The following is a 22,448-nucleotide window of genomic DNA, read 5'->3' as shown; positions in this document are numbered from 1 at the left end:
AGGGCTTCACCCGCTTCATCCGCCTCCACAGAGGCCACTCACCCCACAAAATCCCTGTTCAGCGCCCCGCGCCGCGAGAACGCAACAGCCCTGGCGTGCGAGGAAGCCGTTGTCGACGGCGGCCAGATCCCGCGAACCGTCCCCCGGCATCGGTGACGAGCGCGTTGTCCACCGCCGGCGCGAGGCGCCCGAAGGTTTGGACGGGGTCTTCGCCGAGCAGTTCGGAAAGCAGGTCCAGCTCGAAGTCCCGGCCGACGACCGCAGCGGTGTCGAGTGCCTTTCGTGTTTCGGGTCCGAGGCGCTGAACCCGGCTGTTGACGACTTCCCGGACGCTAATGGGCAGCCCTCGGTTCTGCAGCTGAGCCGGAGCCGTCCAGTGTCCATCGGCGCGCTGGCTGATGGCCCCGGTCTCGGCGAGATGGCGCAGGATTTCGGTGACGAAGAACGGATTGCCTTCCGTTTCGGCCCGCAGCAGGTCCCGCAACGCGAGTCCGTCGCGATCCATCGCATGACCCGCAACGTCCTCTAGGAGGCTGAGCACCTCGCTGTCATCGAGTCCGCCCAGCGCTAACCGGGTGGTGCCCGGTTCCCGATGGGTCGCGGACAGCAACGCGGTCAGCGGATGCGACGCGTCGATGTCGGAATCCCGGAATGTCGCGATCACCAGCACCGGTGTGGTCACGGCCCGCGCGACGAGATGCCGAAGGAGGGCAAGCGTCTGGACGTCCGCCCAATGCAGATCGTCGAGCACCACAAGTGCGGGCTTCCGCAGCGCCGCGACGGCGTCAAGAACGTTGACGACGGCGCTGAAGAGCGCGAACCGCGCCGAGTCCGAGTCCAGGTCTGCCGCGCCGACACCGCCCAGCAGGGGAGCGATTGCCTCGCGTCGGCCGTCAACGATGGCAGTTAGGTGCCGGTCAAGACTCGTCAGCACCTCCCGCCAGGGCTGATAGGGAATCGACAGTTCCTCGTAACAGCGCCCGTACACAACGACAGCGTCACGATGCGCCGAGGCCGCGAACACCGAGCACAGCGCCGTCTTGCCGATCCCCGCTTCCCCGCTGATCAGTGCTATCCGGCGTTGCCGCGAGGCAACCGCCTCTTTCCAGAGCTGTCTGAGCACCGTGCTTTCGTGCTCCCGGCCGGCGAACCCCAGCCCCGTCGACATCGCCAGTCGTTCCGGCAGAGGAAGGTCATGCTCCGCCCCGGGCCCGCTCGCCGCCTGCTCGACGGTTCCGACGAACTGGTAGCCCCGGCGGTGCAGGGTTCGGATCAGCCGGCGTTCCTTTCCGGTGTCACCGATCGCCACCCGGATGGAACGCAGCGTCGTGGTGACCACGGCTTCGCTGACGAAGCGATCACCCCACACCGAGTCGAGGAGTTCCACTTTCGACACCGCCCGCTCACGATTCGTGACCAGGTGAAGGAGGACGTCGAATGCCCTCGGTTCGAGCGGTATCCGCTTACCAGCGCGCCGGAGCTCGAAGAGAAGAGTGTGAAGCTCGAATCCGTCGAAACGGTAAGGAGCTCCGCGCACGGCCGCAATCGTACAGCTCGATCGCGGGCCGGCCTGCCGTGGAAGACGATCCGGTTGGTGTCGAACCGCTTCTCCGGGTGCCGGGCGCCGAGATCGCCTGCGACGAGGCCGTCCGGGACGTGCTCGTCCGACTACCCATCGGCGTTCGACCACGCTGCAGTCCAATCTTGGTCGTGGTCTCCTCCTTCTTCGGCGTTCGCGGGGTTTCGGTTCCCGTCGGAGGCGATCGTGCTGGCGATGCGCTGGTTCTTGCGCGGTTCACTCCGTTGCTGGCCGACGCGGCCCGTTTTGCCCGGCGCTCGCCGGATGACCGCTGGTTCATCGACGAGCAGCCGGCTGAAACACCGCCTCTGGCCGATCCACGGTGCCTCGGTCCGGCCCGGCCCCGCGTACAAGACCGTGATGTCTTGGCTCTCAGGCGGTTTTACGAGAGCCAGGCGACCAGCGCATCCATCGCATGGCGAAAATTCTTCACAATTGGCTCTACGCGGGGCCGGGTAAACGTCCGGCGGCATTCCGCATGTGCTTGTCGATCCTGCCGGGAGGCGCGTGTGAGCTGCCGCACTGGCGGCACGTGCGTCGGGAACGGGATTCGGGAATGTCGCGCATCTGATAGCGCTTGCGCGCCTGATATGCGCTGTCGAGTCTCGGCCACGGAATGCGATGAATGCCGACCACTTTTTGCGTTTCCTCAGTAGTTCCTCAGATCTTCGCAAAGTTTCGGCGACGTGGTGTCCCGCAGGCTATTGACGGGTCCGGCCACCGGATCCGTACCGAGGGAGGATCGCCGCACGTGGGAAGGGGCCATCGCGCTGTCATGGATGCCACCGGCACGGCAGTGCTCGAAAAGCCGGGACCTGGTCCCGAGGCCGGGTCCGAACAGGACTACGCCGAACTGGTCGCGCTGCACGGCGAGCCGGTCCGTGCGTATGTCCGCAGGCTGACCGGCAACCGGGGGATGACCGACGACGTCGTCCAGGAGACGTTGCTGCGGGCCTGGCGCCACCGGCAATCGCTGGTCGGACGCGAGGGATCGGTCCGCAGTTGGCTGTTCACGGTGGCGCACAATGTGGCCGTCGACCAGATGCGTGGGCGGCGTGCGTACCCGGTGACCGGCGAGGTGTGGGACAGCCTGCAGCGACCGGTCCAGGACCATGCCGACGCGGTGGTCACCAGCGTCATGTTGATCCCGGCGATGCGCCGGCTCACCACCGAGCACCGCGACGTGCTTTTCGAGCTGTACTACCGGTGCAGCACCGTGAACGAGGCCGCCAAGTCCATCGGCGTCCCGCCCGGAACCGTGAAGTCGCGTGCCCACTACGCGGTCCGGGCCCTGCGTGCCGAGCTCGCCACCGTCGCAGCCTGATCCCACATCGTTTAGTTGGAAGGACTCACGTGACCAGGCGGCATAGGTCCGGTTTCGAAATCCTCGGCATGAGCGGGGATCCGACCCCGGGTGACCCGGACCAGATCGACGATCTCGCCCGGGAGTACGAGGACATCCGGGACGACGCGCAGACGGCGCTGCGGGTGCTCGGCCGTGGCGGCTCACTGTCATCCGCCCGCGGCGACGCCATGTCGAAGCTACGCGGCATGCTCGACAGCCTGCCGAGCAAGCTGCAGCGAACCGTCAACTCTTTCGACACGGCCGCGCAGGCATATCGGACGTACGCCAGGGTGCTGCGCGACCAGCAGACCCGCATCGACACGGCGATGGATCAGGCCGGCGCGGTCGCGTCCATCGCCCGCTCCACCACGCCCCGACTGGATCCCGCCGCCACCGCCGAGGAAAGTGTCGCCGCGCGGCAACGGGCCGATGAGATTCTCGACGCGCAGGCCGGCCTCTCGGCCGCCCGGCGGCTCGCCGAGGAGGCGCGGCGTCTGCGCGAGGCCGCTTCGGCGCGCTGCAATCGGGACCTCGACGAGGCCGCGGCTCAGGCGATCAAGCCGCCTCCGCGGCGCAACTTCTTCCAGCGCATCGGTGACTTCTTCCGGAACAACCCGATCGCACGGCTGCTGGTCGACATCTTCATCGCCGTCGTCGGCGTTGTCCTGCCGATCGTCGGGATCGTGCTGGCTGCGGTCTCGGTCGTCGTGACGGCGGTCGTCCAGGCGGTCAACGGCAACTTCGAGTTGGGCACGTTACTGGTCGGCCTGGTGAGTCTCGTTCCGGCCGGTGTGTTGCTCGGGCCGGTCGTCAAGGCCGCGAACCGGGTGGCGCCCGAGCTCGTGACCTCGGTCCGCGGCGGCGTCAAGGCATTCGGCGAACTGACCGAGAGCAACACCGTCATCAGGGGATTCACCAACACCACGAAGGAGTTCGGTCAGAACGTCACCGATGAGGTCGCGACTGCCGGTCTGAACAAGGCGGCCAACAAGGACAGCGCCGACCTCAACGCCGGTGCGATCTTCGGTGGCGCGGCGGTGGGGACCGCGGTCGGTGGGGGCATCGACACATTCCGGAAGACCGTTCCGGACCGGGTGGATTTCGACTCCGGCTTCGATCGTCCGTCGGGGAGCGGCGGGTCGTCGGGAGACGGCTTTTCGGCCGGCACCGACGTACCGGCAGGTGGTGATGCGTCGGCATCCCCGTCATCTGGTGGATCGTCTCCTTCGAACTTTGACACGCCGGCCACGTCCGATTCCGGGAGCGTTCCCGGCGGGATTGACAGCTCTCCGGGGCCGACGGGTTCCGCGGAGGCGGGCGCCGGGCAGCCGGCGCCGGACGGCGGTTCTGTGGATTCCGGATCGCCCGGAGCCGAAGATCCTGGAGTAGGCCCGGTTTCGAACGCGGACGCGGTGCCCGATCCGGCTCCTGCCCCGGCGCCCTCAGCGCCGGCTGCTTCTGTGGCGTCGGCGCCTGGCACCGGGGAATCGGGTACGAGCCAGCTGCCGGCCGGCAATGATGCCGGGCCACCGGAGGGCGGCGGCACCGAGGCGGCCCCAGCTTCCGTTTCCATTCCGGCGTCGGCCCCGATCCCAGCAGCCTCCGGCGATTCGGCGATTACCACAACGGTTTCCACCGACCCGGCGAAGACGGAATCCGTGCCGCCCGGCCAGGACACGGCCGGCGACGTTCCGCCGAGCTCGACGGTCGGCGCGGGCGCCGAACCGGCGAAGGGGACGCCTGACAACGGGCGGACGGACGGAGTACCGCAGGGCCCCAGTTCGCAGGCCGCGGAGCCGGCTGGACCGGCCTCGTCCGATGCGGATGGCAACCGGCCACAGCCCGGCGACGCCCCGGATGACTCCGCTTCGGCTGATGCCGATGTACCGGCAGGTGGTGGTGCGCCGGCATCCTCGGCATCCGGTGGATCTTCTCCCGCGAGCCTTGATACTCCAGCAACCTCTGCTGCGCCGGCGGCCGGCTCCTCGGAACCGGGCACGGTGCAGCCGCCGGCGGGTACCGGTTCCGCGTCGCCCGGTGTCGGCGACTCCCAGGTGGCGCCGGTTCCAGCACCCGTTCCGGCGTCAACCCCGGCGCCGGCCTCTGATCCGAGTCCGGCCGATTCAGCGGCTGCCGCACCGGTTGCCGCAGGCCCGGCGGAGACGGGATCCGTAGCGGTCGGTCAAGACGGAGCGGCTGCTCCGGCCGGCAGCGTTCCGCCGAGCTCGACGGCCGGCGCGGGCACCGGGCCGGGGAAAGGGCCGGCCGACAACGGCCGGGCGGACAAAGTCCCGGAGGGTTCCGAAACGCAGGCCTCGGCGGCCACCGGACCGGACTCGCCCACGCCCGACGGCAACCGTCCACAGCCCGGCGACACCCCGGACGACTCCATTCCGGCGGAAGACATCCGACCGGACGATTCGCCGTCGAATGCCGAGACGAACACGGAGCTCTCCTTCGCCGACGGCGTCCAAGATCGGGCGGCCGATGCGGCGGCGGACGCGATCGCCGACGGCGCCCAGGAGGCCACCGCAGCGGCCATCGCGGGCGAGGACGACCCGGCGCTCGCGCTGTTCGAAGGGCTGGTCAAGGCAGAGGCCGTCCTCACCACGAGCGATGTGATCACCGGCGGCCCGGACCCCGACGAACCCGACGGCTTCCCCCGGAAGTCCCGTCGATAGACCCACGCCGGCGGACCGCCGACGTCAACCATGCAACATACGAAGGAGACCACCATGCCCGACTTCGCGGTCAACAGTGACGAGACGGCGCAGACCTCGGCGGCGCTGCTCAACGACTTCACCCAGCTGCAGGACAAGCTCACCGAGGTGCGCGGCAAGGTCCAGAACCTGCTCTCCCAGGGCTATCGCACCCCGGCCGCGCAGCAGAAGTTCCAGCCGTTCTTCGACGAGTTCTCCCGGGGTTTCGACCAGGTGAACCAGGGTCTGCAAGGGATCGGCAACTATGTCCGCTCGGTGGGTGAGGCGTTTGCCTCCACCGACCAGGATCTCGGCTCTCGCCTCGGCTGATCGGCCGTTGGCAGGACATCGGACACGCCCGGCGCTGGTAAGCGCCGGGCGTGTCCGCCGTAGAGGAAAGGAGAAACGAAAGTGCGTCTCAACGTCAGCCTGATGTCCGACGTCTCACCGGCGGCGGAGCTGTTGGTCGTGGATGCGGAGCCGGGTGCCTCGGTGGGTACGTTCACCGCCGAGATGGCGAATGCTCTGGGCCGGCGCCCGGGCACTCTGTTCCACGGTGTCACCCCGCTGGACCCGCGGCTTTCGCTGGCGGACGCCCGGCTCGGCGCCGGTGCCGAGCTGGGTCTGAACCGCCCGGCGCGGCCGTCGGCCGGCCAGGTCGGTGCGGTCGAGGTCCGGCTGGTCGGCGGTCCGGGCGCCGGCGGCATCGTGTTGCTGCCGCCCGGTGAGTACGACGTGGGTGGAGCGCCCAGCTGCCGGGTCCGCCTGGCCGGCGACGTTCCGGCGACAGCCGCTCGCCTGCTGGTCGCCGCCGACCGGACGGTTCAGGTGTCCGCGCTGTCGCCGGTCGAGATGGACGGGACGATGCTGGACGGCCCCGCGGACTGGCCCGCCGGACGGCAACTGGCGATCGGCGGCAACCTTCTGGAGCTGGCGGTCGGGGTTCCGGCACGGGCGCCGATGACCCGGGCCGCGGACGGTTTTACGCGGGAGTTCAACCGCCCGCCCCGGTTCTTCCCGCAGATCCCGGGCGGCCAGTTCCGGTTGCTGACCGAACCGGTCAAACCGGAGAAGAGCACCTTCCCGCTGGCGTCGCTGTTGCTGGTCCCGGCGATCGGTGCGCTGGTCGGGATCATCAGCACCGGCAACTGGAAGTTCGTCTTCCTGGCTCTGGCTTCGCCCGCGGCCGCGCTGTTCACCCAGTTCGGCGGCAAACGGCGTAAGCGGGTGACGTTCGACGAGCAGTTGCAGGCGTACGAGGAGAAGTCGGCCCGGCTGCGGGAGGAGATCGACGAGGCTGTTCTCGAGGAGCAGCGTGCCCGGCGGTACGCGTACCCGGATCCGGCGCTCATCGGCCGGATCGCCACGCTTCCCGGGGAGCGCCTGTGGGAGCGGCGGCACGAGGATGACGACTTTCTCGCCCTGCGGGTCGGGACGAGTTCGATGCCCTCGGCGGTACGGGTGGAGGACCCGGCCCAGGAGGAGCACCGGCGGATCGTCGTCCCCGAACTGGGGCAGGTCCCGGTCGCGGTGGATGTGCGGGACAGCGGCGTGGTGGGCGTGGCCGGGGAGCGCCTCGACCGTCTCACGCCGTGGCTGGTCGCGCAGGCGGCGGCCCTGCACAGCCCCGACGACCTGCGGATCCGGGTGCTCACCGACTCCACAGGTGAGCGGCGATGGTCGTGGTTGCGCTGGCTGCCGCACGTGCGGGCCGACAGCGAGGACGCGTACGCCCTGATCGGCACCAGCGCGGAGTCGGTGTCGCGGCGTCTCGCCGAGCTGAACCGCCTGATCGCCGCCCGATCCGGCGGTGACCGCCCGGAATCAGCCCAGCGAGGCGCGGGTACCGGCGAGCCGGACGTGCTGGTCGTGTTCGACGGGGCGCGCCGCCTGCGTTCCATGCCCGGCGCGGTTACCGTGCTGCGGGATGGGCCGGCGGTCGGCGTGTATGTCCTCTGTCTGGAGACGGAGGAACGGATGCTGCCCGAGGAATGCCGGGCCGTGGTGGTCTCCGGACCCGGCGGGGCGTCCGTGCGTACGGCGAAGGCGGCGCGGATCTCCGGCATCCGTGCCGACGAGCCGGACGGCGGCTGGTACGAGCGGGTCGCCCGGGGGCTGGCGCCGCTGGGTGTCACCGGTGACGGTGATGAGGTGGTCCTGCCGCAGTCGGCACGCCTGCTCGACGTTCTCGGCCTGGAGCCGCCGACGCCGAAGGGGATCGAGGCGGGCTGGGCGGTGCGTCCTCGCAGCACCAAGGCGGTGCTCGGGATCGGGATGGACGGCCCGTTCGCGATCGACCTGGTCCGGGACGGACCACATGCGCTGATCGCGGGCACCACCGGTGCGGGCAAGTCGGAGCTGCTGCAGACCCTCGTGGCCACGCTGGCGGTGGCGAACCGGCCGGACGAGATGACGTTCGTGCTGGTCGACTACAAGGGCGGCAGTGCCTTCGCCGAGTGCGCCGACCTGCCGCACACCGTCGGCATCGTGACCGACCTGGACACCCACCTGGTGGAGCGCGCACTGACCTCGCTCGGCGCGGAGCTTCGCCGGCGTGAGCACGTGCTCGCCCGGGCCGGCGCCTCCGACATCCTGCGCTATCAGGAACGCCGGGCCCGGGACGCCAGCATGCCGCCGATGCCCAGGCTGGTGCTGGTGATCGACGAGTTCGCGTCGATGGTGCGGGAACTGCCGGACTTCGTCGCCGGTCTGGTCAACATCGCGCAGCGTGGGCGGTCGCTCGGCATCCACCTGGTGCTGGCGACGCAGCGGCCGTCCGGTGCCGTCACGCCCGACATCCGGGCCAACACCAACCTGCGGATCGCGTTGCGCACGACGGATCAGGGGGAGAGCCGCGACATCATCGACGCCCCCGATGCCGGCGAACTGTCGCCGCGCACTCCCGGCCGGGCGTTCGCCCGGCTCGGGTACGCCGCGCTGCTGCCGTTCCAGGCCGGGCGCATCGGCGGCAAGCGGCCGGTGCTCGACGAACGCGCCAACCAGGTGCGGATCGAGGTCACCCAGGTGGACTGGATGCACCTGGGCGAGCCTGTCCCGGCGCGTACCGGATCCGGGACCTCCACCGCCGGGCCGGCCGACACCGACCTGAAGGAACTGGTCCGGGCCATCGTCGCGGCGAGCGAACGGCTCGATGTACCGCAACAGCCGAGCCCGTGGCTTCCGCCGTTGGCGGACGTCATGGAGCTGGCGGAGCTGCCGCAGCCTGCGGCCCAGTTGATGCCGGGAGATCTGGGGCCGGTCGCGTACGGCATCGTCGATCTGCCGGCGGCGCAGAGCCGCGAACCGCTGGTCTTCGACATCGACCGTACCGGGCATGTGTTCTTCATCGGGTCGAGCCGCAGCGGCCGGTCACAGGCATTGCGGACGCTCGCGGCCGCCGTGGCGGCCCGGCATTCCGCCGCCGACGTGCACTTCTATGCGATCGACTGCGGCAACGGGGCGTTGCTGCCCCTGGCCGGCCTGCCGCACTGCGGCGCGGTCGTGGACCGGCTTCAGCTCGAGCGGCTGGACCGGATGCTGACCTGGCTCATCTCCGAGCTGACCCGGCGGCAGTCGATGTTCGGTGAGCAGGGGGTGGCGGACCTGACCGAGCAGCGGCGGGGCGCACCGGCGGAGCGGCGGCTGCCGCATCTGATGCTGCTGGTCGACCGGTTCGAGGTCTTCGAGCGGGACTTCGCCACCTACGACAACGGCAGCTACCTGGAGCGTCTGGGCCGGTTGCTGCGCGACGGCGCCGGCGTGGGTGTTCACGTTCTGCTCGCCGGTGACAAGGTGCTCGGTGCGAGCCGGTTCGCCGGGGCCACGGAGGAGAAGCTGGTGTTGCGCCTCAACGACCGTACCGACTACTCGCTGGTGGGCCTGAACCCCCGGGCCGTGCCGCCGGATCAGGGCCCGGGCCGGGCGATCCGGACCGCGGACAGCGCGGCGGCGCAGATCGCCGTGCTGGGCCCGGACACCTCAGGTCAGGGACAGGCGGCGGCCCTCGCCGAAGGGGCCAGGAGGATCACGGATCGCGACGCCGGGGTGCCCGGGCATGCCCGGCCGCGCCGTTTCGTCGCGCTGCCCGATCTGATCACGTACGCGGAGGCTCGCCGGCTCGTCCCCGACGGAGGTCGCCCGCTCACCGCGTTCGTGGGGGTGGGTGGTGACGAGGTGCAGCCGCTCGGGCCGGATTTGGCTGACATCCCGACGTTCGCGATCGGCGGGCCCCCGCGGTCCGGTCGCAGCACCGCCCTGCTGGCGGTGGCCCGATCCTTGCTCGAACGGGGTACCGGGCTGCTGGTGGTGGCGCCACGGCGCTCACCGCTGCGGGATCTGGCCGGGCAGCCGGGTGTGTGCGGGGTGATCCAGGACGCGGGCGTGGCCGCGGTGGACTTCCGGAAGATGCTGCAGAGCGTCCGGGAGGACACCGGCGCGGTGGTGATCGACGACGCCGAGTTGATGGCTCAGTCGGACATCGACGGCGACCTCAACACGCTCGCGCGGGGTGCCGCCGGCAACGGGTGGGGTCTGGTGGTGGCGGGCAACGCCGAGGCGCTCAGCCTCGGCCTGGCCGGCTGGCTGACGCAGATCAAACGCAACCGGGTGGGCCTGCTGATCGCACCCCAGAGCATCACCGACGGCGAGCTGATCGGGATGCGGCTCCCGCGCGGCATCGTCGGGCAGGCCGCCCAGCCCGGGCGAGCCTACCTGCATCTCGGTGACGGGACACTGACTGCCGTCCAGGTGCCCGCGAGCGGCTGAACAAAGACGAATCCGGGTGGCGCCGCAGAGGCGCCACCCGGATTCGCGGCGGGGTGGCGGTCCCGCCCGGGAAAAGAATTTCTGGGTCAGCGAGCAGCGAAACGGAACGTCCCGGTGATCGCATCGAAGATGTCGTACACGGCCTCGGCGAGCGGCAGGTTCGGGCTCATCCCGGTCACCACGAGGTACGACCCCGGCTGCTCGGGCATCGGGATGATGGTGTGCATGGCGATCATGACCGCTGACGTCTCATCGGTCAGCGGGACGATCTCGGTCCCGGTGATCCGGGCGACGGCCCCGATCTCGGGCAGCTCCACCGAGGTGACCGTGCGGTCGCCGTAGCCGTCCGTCCCGGCCGGCCGGGACAACTGCTGGGCGATCTCGGCGAGCGAGAGGTCGGCACCCGCCGGCACGGTCACACCGAACACCGCCACGAAGGCCATCACCAGACCGTCGCCGTCGCGGGCGATCATGCCGGCCGCGGAGACGGCGCCCCGCTGCCGGGCGGTCCGCAGCAGCCGCCGCGCCTGGCGCAGCGCGTCGTCCGCGGTGCGCCGCTGCTCGGCGGTGGTCATGACGGCTCGCAGTTCCTGCTGTTGCCGGGCGAAATCCTGATTGGCCAGGTCGTAGTCGAGCCAGCTGTCGGGTACCTGGAGGGTGAACGAACCGGGGGCGGTCATCGGCCACCGCCTAGGCTGTCGCCGGTCTGGTTGTCGACCGACGTGAAGGCGTTCAGGATCATGTCGATCGCTTCGACGATGTCGTCGCACTCCTGCCGCAACTGCTTACGACCGGCATCCCATCGGTCGTCGAAGTGCTCGGCGGCGCCGCGTACCGGGCTTCCGACCACCCTGCCGAAATCCGCGGAGCTGCGCTTCACGTTGATGTGCTGAAGCACCCGGCGCATCGAGTCCGACGCCTGCTGCAGGTCCTCGCCGGGCACCACGATTGATCTGGCCATGCGCGCATCACGGCCGAGCCCTCCGCACGGTTCGAACCATGTGGCATGAGTCACAAACATTGAACCCGATCGTGGCGCCGATCGTGCAGACCGTGCTTGTCGAAAACCCCGACCAACCCGGAGGTGTCATCGTGGCCCGGATCTCGGCCCGCGCCCTGGCTGTACCCGTTGCCGCTGCGGCATTGCTCGCCGTGGCCGCTTGCGCAGGCGAGAAGCCCGGCGGGGCCGCTGCCGCGGCCGACGGACAGATCCAACTGGTGGATGCTCCGGCGAAAAGTCTCGGCATCACCGGCGACGGGCGGGGCAGCGAAGCCGCCGCGTCCTCCGAGCCGGCCGCGGCCTCGGAAGCGCCCGCCGCCGCCCCGGAGGCGTCGGCGAAATGGGTTCAGCTCTCCGTCAACAAGGCCTCGATCGGCGACACGGTCACCGAGGTACACGGCTTCACCCTCTACCGCTTCGCCAAGGACTCGGCCGATCCGCCGGCCTCGAAGTGCACCGGGGACTGCGCGCTGCGCTGGCCGCCGGTGCTGATCCAGGCCGGCGGGCGGGTCTTCGTCGACGGACTCAAGAACGCCAAGGTCGGCGCGATCCGGCGACCCGACGGCACGGTGCAGGTCACCATCGCCGGGCGGCCCGCGTACCGGTTCGCCGCCGACACCGTTCCGGGTGACTTCAACGGCCAGGGCGTCGATGACGCCTGGTTCGCCTTCAAGCCCGACGGGACACCCAACGACACCCTGATCGGGACCGAAGTAGTCAAACCCGCTGGCCCCGACCGGACCGCGACACTCACGGCCAAGCAGACCGGCGACGGACCCGTTGTCGTCGACGACGACGGGGCGACCCTGTACCGCAACGATAAGGACGGCACCGACCCGCCGGTCAGCAAGTGCACCGGCGCCTGCACCGCATTGTGGCGGCCGGTGGTCGCCAAGAACGACGGCAAGGCGAAGGTCGTCGGAATCAGCCAGAAGCGCGTCTGGTGGCTGCGTCGTGCGGACGGGACCAAACAGGTCACCCTCGACGGTGCACCGCTGTACCGCAACGCCGCCGACAAGAGCAGCGGCACGGTCATCGGCAGCGCCGCGGCTCAGGGCTGGACGCCGGCCCGATGATCCGCCGGATTCTTCTTTTGCTCTGCGCGGTCACCGCGGTGGCGCTGTTCGCGCCTTCTCCTGCGGTCGCCGCCCCGGATGACGTCATCAAGGTCACCGTGGTGCGTGCACCCGCCCAGAACGGGGGACGTGCCGACTCCCTGAGCCAGATCGCCCAGCGGACGCTCGGTGATCCTGCCCGGGCCGGCGAGATCCTCGAGCTGAACCTCGGCCGCCCGCAGAGCGACGGCGGCTCGCTGACCGGCTCCGGCCAGGTGCGGCCCGGATGGATCCTGCAACTGCCCGACGACGCTACGGGGCCCGATGTGCGCCTCGGCCGCGCCGGGTCGGGCCAGGCCGGCGGGGCCAAGCCGTACTTCAGCTGGAAGCTCATCCTCTCGTTAGCCGGAGCGGTGGTCCTGGCGCTGCTCACCGTCCTGGTGTTCTTCCGGCGGCGGATCGTGCGGTGGGAACGTGAACGCCGCCGGATCCGGGCCGAGAACAACCGGCTGCACAAGGACATCAAGCAGCGGTTGCGTGAGCGCGCCGAACTGGTCCACCAGTTCGCCGGCGACCAGGCCGGTCCTCGGCTGGCGTGGCAGGCGGCGGCCGAGCTGACCGCCGACCGGGTCGAGGCCTACGCCCTGCGGATCGGCGACCGTGACATCACCGCCTGGGTGACCGCGGGCGACGAAGCCCGCCCGCCGTGGCGGGCCGAGTCCGACAGTGTGTGGACCCGCCCGGCCGATGCGCCTTTCGGCCAGATCCCGGGCGGCCAGGTCCCGCCCTGCCTGCTGCGGGTCGGCGGCGGCGAGGCCGGGTCGCTCTTCGTGGACTTCACCTGGCTCGACGGGGTGCTCGCCATCGGCGGCTCACTCGGTGTGGCCGCCGACGTCCTGCGAACTCTGCTCACCGACCTCGCCCGGTTCCGCCCGGACCTTCCGGTGCTGTCGATCCCCGGACTCGGCGGCGAGCCGGTCGGTGTCCCGTCGAACGCGACCCGACTGCGGTCGATCGCCGATCTGCGCCCGTCCGGTGCGGCCGCCGGGACCGACGACGGCATGGTTCGGCTCGCCGCCCGTCGCTGTGCCCTCACCGCGCTGATCGTCGTCGCCGATCCGCCGTCCGCCGAGGAGGCCGAGCTGCTGTTCGCGGCCTGCGGCCCCGGAAGCGGTCAGGTCGCGGTCGTGCTCGGTGATCTGCCCGGCGCCCACTGGCGCTGGAACGCCGAAGTGAACGGAGCCGTGCACCTGCCCGCGATCGGCGTCGTGGTGACCGCTCCGGCCCGGTAGCGGATCTCCCATCCCTGGAATGAAATCGCTCAAGGCTCCGGAAGGTAGACGATGTACACCGCCACGTCGCCACGCGTGAACCGCGTCGGCTCGACCCGGACGGCCCAACTGCTGATCGGCGCTTTCCTGCTGGTCAATCTGGTGATCATCGAGCTGATGTTCGCTCGGACGGCCAATACCGCACACAACACGCTGGGATCGGTGGGTCGCTTCCTCGGCCTGCACCTCGGCTTCGTGATGGCGGTCCAGGTGCTGTTGATCGCCCGGCTGCCGTTCTTCGAGCGGCGGATCGGCATGGACAAGCTGACCAACTGGCACCGCTGGACCGGATTCACCGTCTTCTGGCTGGTGGTGCTGCACCCCACCTTCGTCCTGCTCGGCTTCGCCGAGCTCGACCAGATCTCGTTCCTCGCCGAGATTCCCAACCTGGCCGGCCAGATGCCGGTGCTGCTGGGCATGATCGCGGCCGGTCTGGTCGGTGTCATGGCGGTCACCTCGGTGCGGGCGGCCCGCCGGCACCTGTCCTACGAGGCCTGGCACGCGATCCACCTGGTCGTGTACGTGATGCTCGCGCTCGCGGTGATTCATCAGGTCTACGAGGGCAGTTCGTTCAACAGCAGCACCCTCACCCGGGTCTACTGGTGGGGGTTGTGGGCCTCCGCGATCGTCGCCCTGCTGACCAACCGGCTCTTCGTGCCGCTCGTGCGCAATGCTCGCCATCAGCTGCGGGTCGTAGCCGTGGTCCCCGAGACGAGCGAGGCCGTCTCGGTCTATGTCGGCGGCCGCGGGCTGGAACGGCTGCGTGCCCGGCCGGGCCAGTTCTTCTGGTGGCGCTTCCCCGGGTACACCTCGTGGTGGCAGGTCAACCCGTGGTCACTGTCGGCGGCACCGGACGGGCGCACGCTTCGCCTGACCGCCAAGGCGATCGGTTCCACCAGCGCCGGGCTGCGGCAGTTGCCGGTCGGGACGCGTGTGTACGTCGAGGGGCCGTACGGCGCGCTCACCACGATCCGCCGGACCCGGCGGGACACCGTGCTCATCGCCGGCGGCATCGGCATCACCCCCATCCGCGCCCTGCTCGAGGATCCGAAGCTGGCCGGCGACATCGTGCTTCTCTATCGTGCCCGGACGGCGGCTGAGGCCGTGCTGATCGGCGAGTTGCGTAACCTGGCCCACCAGCGGGGCGCTCGCCTGCATCTGCTGACCGGCCGCACCAGCCGGGAGAACCAGCCGTTCAGCCCCGAAGGCCTGCGCGGCCTCGTGCCCGACATCGCCGAGCGGGATGTCTACATGTGCGGCCCGGCCCCGATGGCGGATGCGGTACTGAGCAGTCTGCGGGCTCTGCGGGTGCCGGCCCACCAGCGTCACATCGAGGCCTTCCGTCTGGGAGTCTGAGGCCCGCTCTGATCGACCCGGCCCGGAGGCCCCATGATCAACAGTCCCAGTCCCCAGATCGTTGCCGCCGACGGCGAACCGGCGTCACGACCGGGCGTCGGGTGGCTGCTCGCACTGCTGCTGCCGGCTACGGCCGCCATGTACGCGGTGTTCAACGGCATCTCGGCGGTTCTTCTCCCGGCTCAGGTGGAGGCGGTGGACCCGGCCTCGAAGGTCCGCAACCTCGCCCTGCTCACCACGCTGGGGGCCGTCGCGACGATGGTGGCGATCCCGGCCGGTGGGGCGGTCTCCGACCGTACGCGTTCGCGCTACGGGCGCCGGACGCCGTGGATTGCCGCGGCCGCAATCGTCTCGGCTGTCGTCTGCATCCTCATGGGGCTGGCCGACAGCATGCCGGGGTTGATCGCGACCATGGTGGTGTTGTGGTTCGCGGCGAACTTCTACTCCGGCGCGATCTCGGCGATCCTGCCCGACCGGATTCCCCCGGACCGCCGGGGCCTGGCGTCGGCGGTCATCGGGTTGGGCACCCCGGTCGGCGTCGTCTTCGGCGTCCAGGTGGCCAGCCGGGCCGGACAGCTGGCCGCCTACGCGGTCATCGCCGTGGTCCTGCTGGTTACGACCGCGCTTCTGTTGTTCGGTGCCCGGGAGGGCTCGGCTCGCGACCTGCCGGTGGCCGTGCGAGATCGGCGGAGCCTGGGGGAGTCGTTCCGGTCGTTCTTCGCCGCGTTCGCCGCCCGGGACTTCCGGCTGGCCTTCGTCAGCCGGTTCATGCTCTTCATGTCTTACTACGTGGTCAGCGGCTACGCCTTCTACACCCTGCAGGACTACATCGGCACCGGCAACGTGCCCGGCGGCGACGTGGCGGCGGCGGTGAGCACGATGCTGACGTTGAGCATCGTGGTGTGGGTGGTCGTGGCGAGTGTTGCGGGCTGGGTCGCCGACAAGGTGGACCGGCGCAAGCTGTTCGTGGGGGTGAGCTCCCTCGGCGTCGCCGCGTCGATGATGATTCCGCTCGCGCTGCCTACCTGGACCGGGATGCTGGTCTACTCCGCATGTCTGGGTGCCTCGATCGGCACCTACTTCGCCATCGATCTGGCGGTCATGTCCCTGGTGCTGCCCGACTCCGGCAGCGAGGGCCGCGATCTGGGGATCCTGCAGGTGGCCACCGGGCTGCCCCAACTGCTGGCCGCAGCGATAGCCGGTGCGGTGATCACGTGGTTCGGTGGTTACCCCGCGCTGTTTGTCTTCGGCGCTCTGTGCGCGGTGGTGGCGGGCGTGCTGATGCTCCGCATCCGCGACATCCGGTAGTCCGCCTCTGCTCGGTAGTATCATCCGGGCCGTGGATGGAGCTTCGTACCGTTTCGATGGGTTCGAGCTCGACGCTTCCCTCTTCGAGCTGCGGCTCGCGGGTGAGCGCATCCCGATCGAGCCCCGGGTGTTCAACGTCCTGCACTACCTGGTCTCGCATCGTGACCGGGTGGTGTCCAAAGAGGAGCTCCTCGACTCGGTGTGGGGCGATCGCTTCGTGAGCGAGGCGGCGGTCACCACGGTGCTCCGGGCGGCCCGGATCGCGATCGACGACACCGGCAAGGAACGGCGGCTGATCCGCACCGTTCATCGCCGCGGCTACCAGTTCGTCGGGACAGTTCTGCGGACTCCGGCCCAGGCCGAGTCGGAGTCGGAGTCGGGCGTCCCGCTGCCCGCCCGGCTTGTGGTGTCGTCGGGCTTGGGCTTCGCCGGCCGGGAGAGCGAACGCGCGGTGCTCGCGGACGTGTGGAAAGAGGTCCTTGCCTCGGGCCGGCGGCGGGTGGTGCTGGTGAGCGGCGAGGCCGGGATCGGAAAGACGAGGCTGTGCTCGGTGTTCGCGGCGGCGGCGCACCACGAGGCGGTGGTGTTGTACGGGCGCTGTGACGAAGAGTTGTCGATCCCGTATCAGCCCTGGCGGGAAGCGCTGACGAGCCTCGACCGCGATGTCCCCGAAGTCCTCAACAGCCAGCACGAAGCGCTCGCACCACTGTTGGGCGGCGCCGGCGCGGCCGATCTGGAATCGGATTCGGCGCGGTTCGCACTCTACGGCTCGCTCATCGAGGTGCTCGACGCCGTCGCGGCACGGGGTAAGCCGGCGCTCGTCGTGCTCGACGATCTGCACTGGGCGGATGCGCAGACCCTCGCTCTCGTCCGGCACCTCGTCGAACGGGCCCTGACGACACCCGTGCTGGTGATCGCGACGTTCCGGGATACCGACATCGACGCCGCGCACCCGCTGACCGCGTTGCTGGCCGCGACCCATCGCGAACCGGGCACCACCCGGCTGGCATTGCGTGGTCTCGACGACAGTGAGGTGCTCGGCCTGCTGGAGACGGTCGCGGGCCACGAGATGGACCATGACGGGCTTGCCCTGCGGGACGTGTTGCGGGCCGAGACGGAAGGCAACCCCTTCTTCGTCACCGAGATCCTGCGCCACCTCGCCGAGACCGGTGCCATCAGCCAGCAGGACGACGGCCGCTGGGCGGCGCCGACCGACCTGCAGACCGTGGGCCTGCCCGTCAGCGTCCGCGAGGTCGTGGGACGCCGGATCCAGCGCCTCGGCCCGGAAACCCGCAAAGCCCTGCACACCGCGTCGGTCATCGGCCGGGACTTCGAGCTCGACCTGCTCTCCGAGCTGCTCAGCGAGGATCCCTTCCGTACGTTCGAGCGCCTCGCGCCGGCCGTGGACAATGCGCTCGTCGTCGACGCCGCCGGGCGGTTCGCGTTCACCCACGCCATCGTCGCCCACACTCTCTACGCGGAGCTCAATCCAACCGCTCGGGCGTTCGGTCACCAGGCGGTCGCCGCAGCGTTGGAGCGACGCTGCGGCGACGACCCGGGGGAGCGGGCCGGGGAGATCGCCCACCACTGGATCCACGCCATCGCCCCGCTCAACCGGGCCAAGGCCGCCGAGTACGCCCAACGGGCGGGTGACTACGCGTTGGCCCACCTGGCCCCCGACGACGCGGTCACCTGGTACTACCAAACCCTCGGTCTCCTCCTCGCCGGCGAGACGACACAGCGGTGTGAAACGCTGGTCGGCCTCGGGACCGCCCAACGCCAGACCGGTGACCCCGCTCACCGCGAAACCCTTCTCGACGCCGGCCGCCTCGCCGTCGAACTCCATCACGACGACCTTCTCGTACGCGCGGCGCTCGCCAACAACCGCGGCGACGTCAGCCAGTTCGGGACGATCGACGACGAGCGGGTCCAGACCCTGCGGCGCGCGATCGCGGCCGGGCCTCGCCCGGCCGACGCGGCGATGCTCTACGCGATTCTCGCCATCGAGATTCACGCCGCGCCCGGGAAACAGGTCGAACAGGCGGCCTCGCTTGCGCTGGAACTCGCCCGCGAGGCCGGCGAGGACCGCATCGTCGCGCACGTCACGCGTCTCACCGAGAGTGCGCTGCGCACCCTGGACGCGCTCGAGCGCCGTGAACAGCTGCTGGACGAAGGCATCGCCGCCGCGGAACGCACCGGCGACGCACGGCTGCGCGGCCTGCTCTCGATGTCCCATCACGAGATCGCCCTGGAACGCGGCGATCGCGACGTCATGGACCGGGAGAGGAACATCCGGGACTCGTTCGCCAGGCGCAGTCCGGAGCCGTACGTCCGCTGGACCAATGCGCAGACCCAGTCGATACACCACTTCCTGGACGGCAACCTGGACGGGGCCGAAGCCGCCGCCCAGGCCGCCTTCGAAGGGGGCGTCGCGACCGGACAACCCGACGCGTTTTTCGGCTACGCCGGCCAGCTCTTCCAGATCCGCCGCGCCCAGGACCGCCTCGCCGAGGTGGCCGGGGCCCTCGAGCAGGTCCTCGATCAGAACCCCGCGCTGCAGGTCTTCCGGGCCGGCCTGGCCTATGTGTGGTGCGAACTCGGCCGCGAACCGGATGCCCGGGCGCTCGCCGACACCCTCGACGTCTCGGCCGGCGGCGCACCCCAGTTCTGGTCCACGACCCTGATGCTGTGGGCCGAGGTCTGCCACACGCTCGCCCTGCCCGTACCGGCATCCCAGCTCGTGCCGATCCTCGACGGCTGGCGGGACCAGGTCGCCAGCACCGGCGCCACCACTGAGGGGTCCATCGCGTACGGGCTCGGTCGCGCGCTCGCGACCCTCGGCCGTGTCGACGAAGCAGCAGCCGCCTACGACCTCGCCCTCACCGTCAACCGCCGCTTACGTGCACCCCTGTTCGTCACCCGTACCCAACTCGCCTGCGCCGAACTGTTCGCCGGGGCCGAGCCTGACCGGGCACGTGCTCTCGCCACCGACGCGAGGGCGACCGCCGATCAATTCGGCTTCGCACGCGTCAAACGACACATCGAGCAGCTCCTCGAACGCCTCGCTTGACAGAGCCGGCAGGCACGACCGGCAGCGTCAGAGAACCGGATTCGGTGCCCGATCGTGGCCGTTTCGTCGCCGCATGCCCACCGGCCGATCGGGCGGGCATCGTTAGACTGCGGCCGTGGGCTCGACGATTTATCGCTTTGAACAGTTCGAGCTGGATCCGGAGCACCGTCGTCTGTTGCACGACGGGCGGGCGGTCCCCTCTCGGTCAAGATCAGGTGAGACACCCCGTGTGACTGTGGGGTGATGACCTGAGGGCGGGGATCGGAGATCCTTGTGAGCGTGTCCACTTCATCTGACAAGCAGCCGGCGTCGGCCGGTGACGGAGTCGATCCGGCGCCGAAGCCGTCGCGTCGGGCGTTCAGCCCAGCGTACAAACTCGCGATGGTCGCCGCTTACGAGAGCGCCCCGAACGGCGAAAAGGGTGCTCTGCTGCGCCGGGAAGGCTTGTATTCGTCGCACATCATCGAATGGACACGGGCCCGTGATGCGGGCCTGCTCGCCAAACCGGGCCAGGATGTCGATTCCAGGACGGCGGGACCAGGGCGGCCGAAGAGGAAGAACAGTGAACAGCTCGAGCTGGAGAAACTACGCCGGCAGAACGAGAAGCTCCAGGCCGATCTGAAGAAGACCCGGATGGCATTGGACATAATGGGAAAAGCGCACGCGCTCTTGGAAGAACTGTCCGAGAGCGCGGACGATCAGATACCGCCGAAGAAATCCTGACCGCCACGTTCGAACAATTACGGGCCGCGGAGATCGCGGTGCAAAGAGCGTGTGCACTGACCGGGATATCGCGGGCGACCTATTACCGTAAGGCGAAACCGGTCGGGCCGATGCACGGCCCGTGGCTGCCGCGGACCCCGCCGCCGTGGACGCTCAGCCTTGCCGAGCGTGAGCAGGTCCTGGCAGTTTTGAACGCGCCCGCGTACGCGGATGTGGCGATCCCGCAGGTCTGGGCACGGGAACTCGACGAGGGCCGCTATCACTGTTCGATGTCCACGATGTACCGGATCTCGCGGGCGGCGGGGCAGAGCCGGGAACGACGCCGGCTGGCCACCCATCCGCCCCGGGTGCGCCCGGAGCTGGTCGCGACCGGCCCGTCGCAGGTGTGGTCCTGGGACATCACCGCGTTGAAAGGACCGGTCAAGGGCGTCTGGTTCAAATGCTACGTCATCATTGATATCTACTCCCGGTATGTGACCGGCTGGCTTGTTGCGGCCGCTGAGGACGCGATCGTGGCCCGCGATTTCCTGGCCGACGCGGTCGCAGCTAATGGGATCGAGCCGCACACCATCCACGCCGACCGCGGCGGCGCCATGACCTCGAAACCGGTGTCGGAAATGCTCGTCGACCTCGGTGTCCTGCGCTCGCATTCCCGGCCACGCACATCGAATGACAATCCGTATTCCGAAGCCCAGTTCAAAACGATGAAGTACATGCCCGACTTCCCCGACCGGTTCGGCTCCCTCGCTGATGCTCGCACGTTCTGCGACGAATTCTTCACCGCCTACAATCACGAGCACCGCCATTCCGGGATCGGCTGGCACACGCCCGCGTCGGTGCACTACGGCACCGCCGACCAGATCCGCCAGCACCGCCAGACCACCCTGAACGCGGCCTACGCCCAGCACCCTGACCGGTTCACCCGCCGGCCTCGCGCACCCCAGCTCCCCGAGAGAGCCTGGATCAACCAGCCAACGACCGAGGCACAAACCGTCTCAATTTGACTTGACAAATACCGGTCCGCGTCGAGCGTCGGGCCTTCGCGCTTCTGTGTCACCTGGTGGAGCACCGCAATCGCGTAGTGCCGGGGGAGGAACTCGTGGCGGCGGCCTGGTCCGGCGAGCCGGCCACCAACGCCGCGCTGGCGACCGCGCTCCGCGCCGTTCGGCTGGCCATCGGCGACGACGGGCGCCGACAGGCGTTCATCCGCACCGTGCATCGGCGCGGCTACCAGTTCGTTGCGCAGGCGAAGGCCGTCACCGGAGCCGTCTCGACCGTGCAGGCCGCCGTGGCGCCGGGGCCGGCCGACCGGGCCGTGGACGACACGACCGCCGGGCTGCGTGACTCCATCCGGTTCTGCCGGACGGCGGACGGCACACGCATCGCCTGGGCCGCCACCGGGAAAGGGCCGCCCTTGGTCAAGACCGCGAACTGGCTCAGCCGTATCGATCTGGAACGAACGATGGCTTTCGCCCGCCATTGGTTCGAGGGCCTGACCGAGGGGCGGCAACTGATCCGCTACGACGAGCGGGGGTGCGGTCTCTCGGATGCGGATTCGGGATTCACGATGGACGAGTGGGTCGAGGACCTCGACGCGGTGGCGGACGCCGCCGGGCACGATCGATTTCCCCTGCTCGGTGTTTCCCAGGGAGGTCCGCTCGCGATCGCCTATGCCGCCCGCCGACCCGAGCGGGTCAGCCGTCTGATCCTCAACGCGGCCTATGTCCGCGGCCGGCTGGCCCGGGCCCGCGGCGCCACCGAGAATGCCGAGGCGGCCCTGGATCTGCGGCTCTCGCTGGCCGGATGGTACGGAGACGATCGCAGCTTCCAGCGTTTCTTCGGCGGTCAGTTCTTCGCGGGAAGACCTCCGGAGCAGTGGGACGAGTTCACGACTTACCAGAAGCGAACGGCCACCTCGGCCAACGGCGCACGGTTTCTGGAAGCGCAGTCCCGGATGGATGTCGCTGATCTGGCTACTCAGGTGGCCTGTCCGACACTGATCACACACTCCTGCGACGACCCGCGGGTTCCCATGTCGGAGGCGATAGAGCTGGCCGACCTCATTCCGGACAGCAGACTGGTCATCTTGGACGGGCGCAACCACCTGCTGACCGGCGACGAGCCGGCCTGGCACGGCTTCCTCGCCGAGATGCGCGCGTTTTTGGCGGAGGAAAACTGAAGTTGCCGATGATGAAAAACGTAGGCGATAGCGATGGGT

General features: G+C 69.6%; 15 protein-coding genes and 1 pseudogene. 13 read left to right on the top strand and 3 right to left on the bottom strand.

Features of this window, described 5'->3' with window-relative positions; genetic code table 11:
* Nucleotides 1–58: 58 nt before the first annotated feature.
* Nucleotides 59–1,537, bottom strand: coding sequence for an AAA family ATPase (locus AB0E90_RS50025; protein WP_360420649.1), 1,479 nt, complete (start codon nt 1,535–1,537; stop codon nt 59–61).
* 225 nt (nt 1,538–1,762) lie between these two features.
* On the opposite strand from AB0E90_RS50025, the pseudogene AB0E90_RS50020 reads away from it, so the two are divergent.
* From AB0E90_RS50020 to AB0E90_RS50000, 5 genes and pseudogenes are all read left to right on the top strand, one after another.
* A pseudogene (locus AB0E90_RS50020) lies at nt 1,763–1,863 on the top strand (IS6 family transposase); the annotation flags it as partial.
* A 491-nt stretch (nt 1,864–2,354) separates the two neighbouring features.
* Nucleotides 2,355–2,903 (top strand): sigma-70 family RNA polymerase sigma factor, encoded by a 549-nt coding sequence (locus AB0E90_RS50015; protein WP_360420647.1) that lies wholly within the window; start codon nt 2,355–2,357, stop codon nt 2,901–2,903.
* Between the two features lie 68 nt (nt 2,904–2,971).
* Nucleotides 2,972–5,605, top strand: a complete 2,634-nt coding sequence (locus AB0E90_RS50010) for a hypothetical protein (protein ID WP_360420645.1) — start codon at nt 2,972–2,974, stop codon at nt 5,603–5,605.
* A gap of 54 nt (nt 5,606–5,659) precedes the next feature.
* Nucleotides 5,660–5,953 (top strand): WXG100 family type VII secretion target, encoded by a 294-nt coding sequence (locus tag AB0E90_RS50005; protein WP_360420643.1) that lies wholly within the window; start codon nt 5,660–5,662, stop codon nt 5,951–5,953.
* 81 nt (nt 5,954–6,034) lie between these two features.
* The gene (locus AB0E90_RS50000) at nt 6,035–10,387 is read left to right on the top strand and encodes an FtsK/SpoIIIE domain-containing protein (protein WP_360420641.1); all 4,353 of its coding nucleotides are present in this window, start codon (nt 6,035–6,037) and stop codon (nt 10,385–10,387) included.
* An 86-nt stretch (nt 10,388–10,473) separates the two neighbouring features.
* Here the strand turns inward: AB0E90_RS50000 and AB0E90_RS49995 are convergent, their stop codons facing one another.
* The gene (locus AB0E90_RS49995) at nt 10,474–11,067 is read right to left on the bottom strand and encodes a hypothetical protein (RefSeq protein WP_360420639.1); all 594 of its coding nucleotides are present in this window, start codon (nt 11,065–11,067) and stop codon (nt 10,474–10,476) included.
* Nucleotides 11,064–11,348: a hypothetical protein gene (locus tag AB0E90_RS49990; protein ID WP_360420637.1), complete on the bottom strand. Its 285-nt coding sequence runs from the start codon at nt 11,346–11,348 to the stop codon at nt 11,064–11,066. The genes AB0E90_RS49995 and AB0E90_RS49990 overlap by 4 nt, the downstream gene beginning before the upstream one ends.
* Nucleotides 11,349–11,431: 83 nt before the next feature.
* Here AB0E90_RS49990 and AB0E90_RS49985 point away from each other — a divergent pair, with 83 nt between their 5' ends.
* The 8 genes from AB0E90_RS49985 (at nt 11,432) to AB0E90_RS49950 (ending at nt 22,409) form a co-directional block, all read left to right on the top strand.
* Entirely contained in the window at nt 11,432–12,463 is a 1,032-nt protein-coding gene (locus AB0E90_RS49985) for a hypothetical protein (RefSeq protein WP_360420635.1), read from the top strand.
* On the top strand, nt 12,460–13,734 hold the full coding sequence (locus AB0E90_RS49980; protein ID WP_360420633.1) for a hypothetical protein: 1,275 nt from the start codon (nt 12,460–12,462) through the stop codon (nt 13,732–13,734). Before AB0E90_RS49985 ends, AB0E90_RS49980 begins: the two co-directional genes overlap by 4 nt.
* Nucleotides 13,735–13,785: 51 nt before the next feature.
* Entirely contained in the window at nt 13,786–15,129 is a 1,344-nt protein-coding gene (locus tag AB0E90_RS49975; protein WP_360420631.1) for a ferredoxin reductase family protein, read from the top strand.
* A 33-nt stretch (nt 15,130–15,162) separates the two neighbouring features.
* Entirely contained in the window at nt 15,163–16,437 is a 1,275-nt protein-coding gene (locus AB0E90_RS49970) for an MFS transporter (RefSeq protein ID WP_360420629.1), read from the top strand.
* Between the two features lie 31 nt (nt 16,438–16,468).
* Nucleotides 16,469–19,507: an AAA family ATPase gene (locus AB0E90_RS49965; protein WP_360420627.1), complete on the top strand. Its 3,039-nt coding sequence runs from the start codon at nt 16,469–16,471 to the stop codon at nt 19,505–19,507.
* Between the two features lie 279 nt (nt 19,508–19,786).
* Complete coding sequence (locus AB0E90_RS49960) at nt 19,787–20,230, top strand: hypothetical protein (RefSeq protein ID WP_360420625.1); 444 nt, start codon at nt 19,787–19,789, stop codon at nt 20,228–20,230.
* A 38-nt stretch (nt 20,231–20,268) separates the two neighbouring features.
* Entirely contained in the window at nt 20,269–21,234 is a 966-nt protein-coding gene (locus tag AB0E90_RS49955) for an IS3 family transposase (RefSeq protein ID WP_360420623.1), read from the top strand.
* Between the two features lie 8 nt (nt 21,235–21,242).
* Nucleotides 21,243–22,409: an alpha/beta fold hydrolase gene (locus AB0E90_RS49950; RefSeq protein WP_360420651.1), complete on the top strand. Its 1,167-nt coding sequence runs from the start codon at nt 21,243–21,245 to the stop codon at nt 22,407–22,409.
* Nucleotides 22,410–22,448: the final 39 nt, after the last annotated feature.

Source organism: Actinoplanes sp. NPDC026619 (assembly GCF_040638295.1).
In the GTDB taxonomy this organism is placed as follows: Bacteria; Actinomycetota; Actinomycetes; order Mycobacteriales; family Micromonosporaceae; genus Actinoplanes.
Note: the sequence above shows the minus strand (reverse complement) of the source record. Positions and strands in the feature narration are given on the sequence as shown.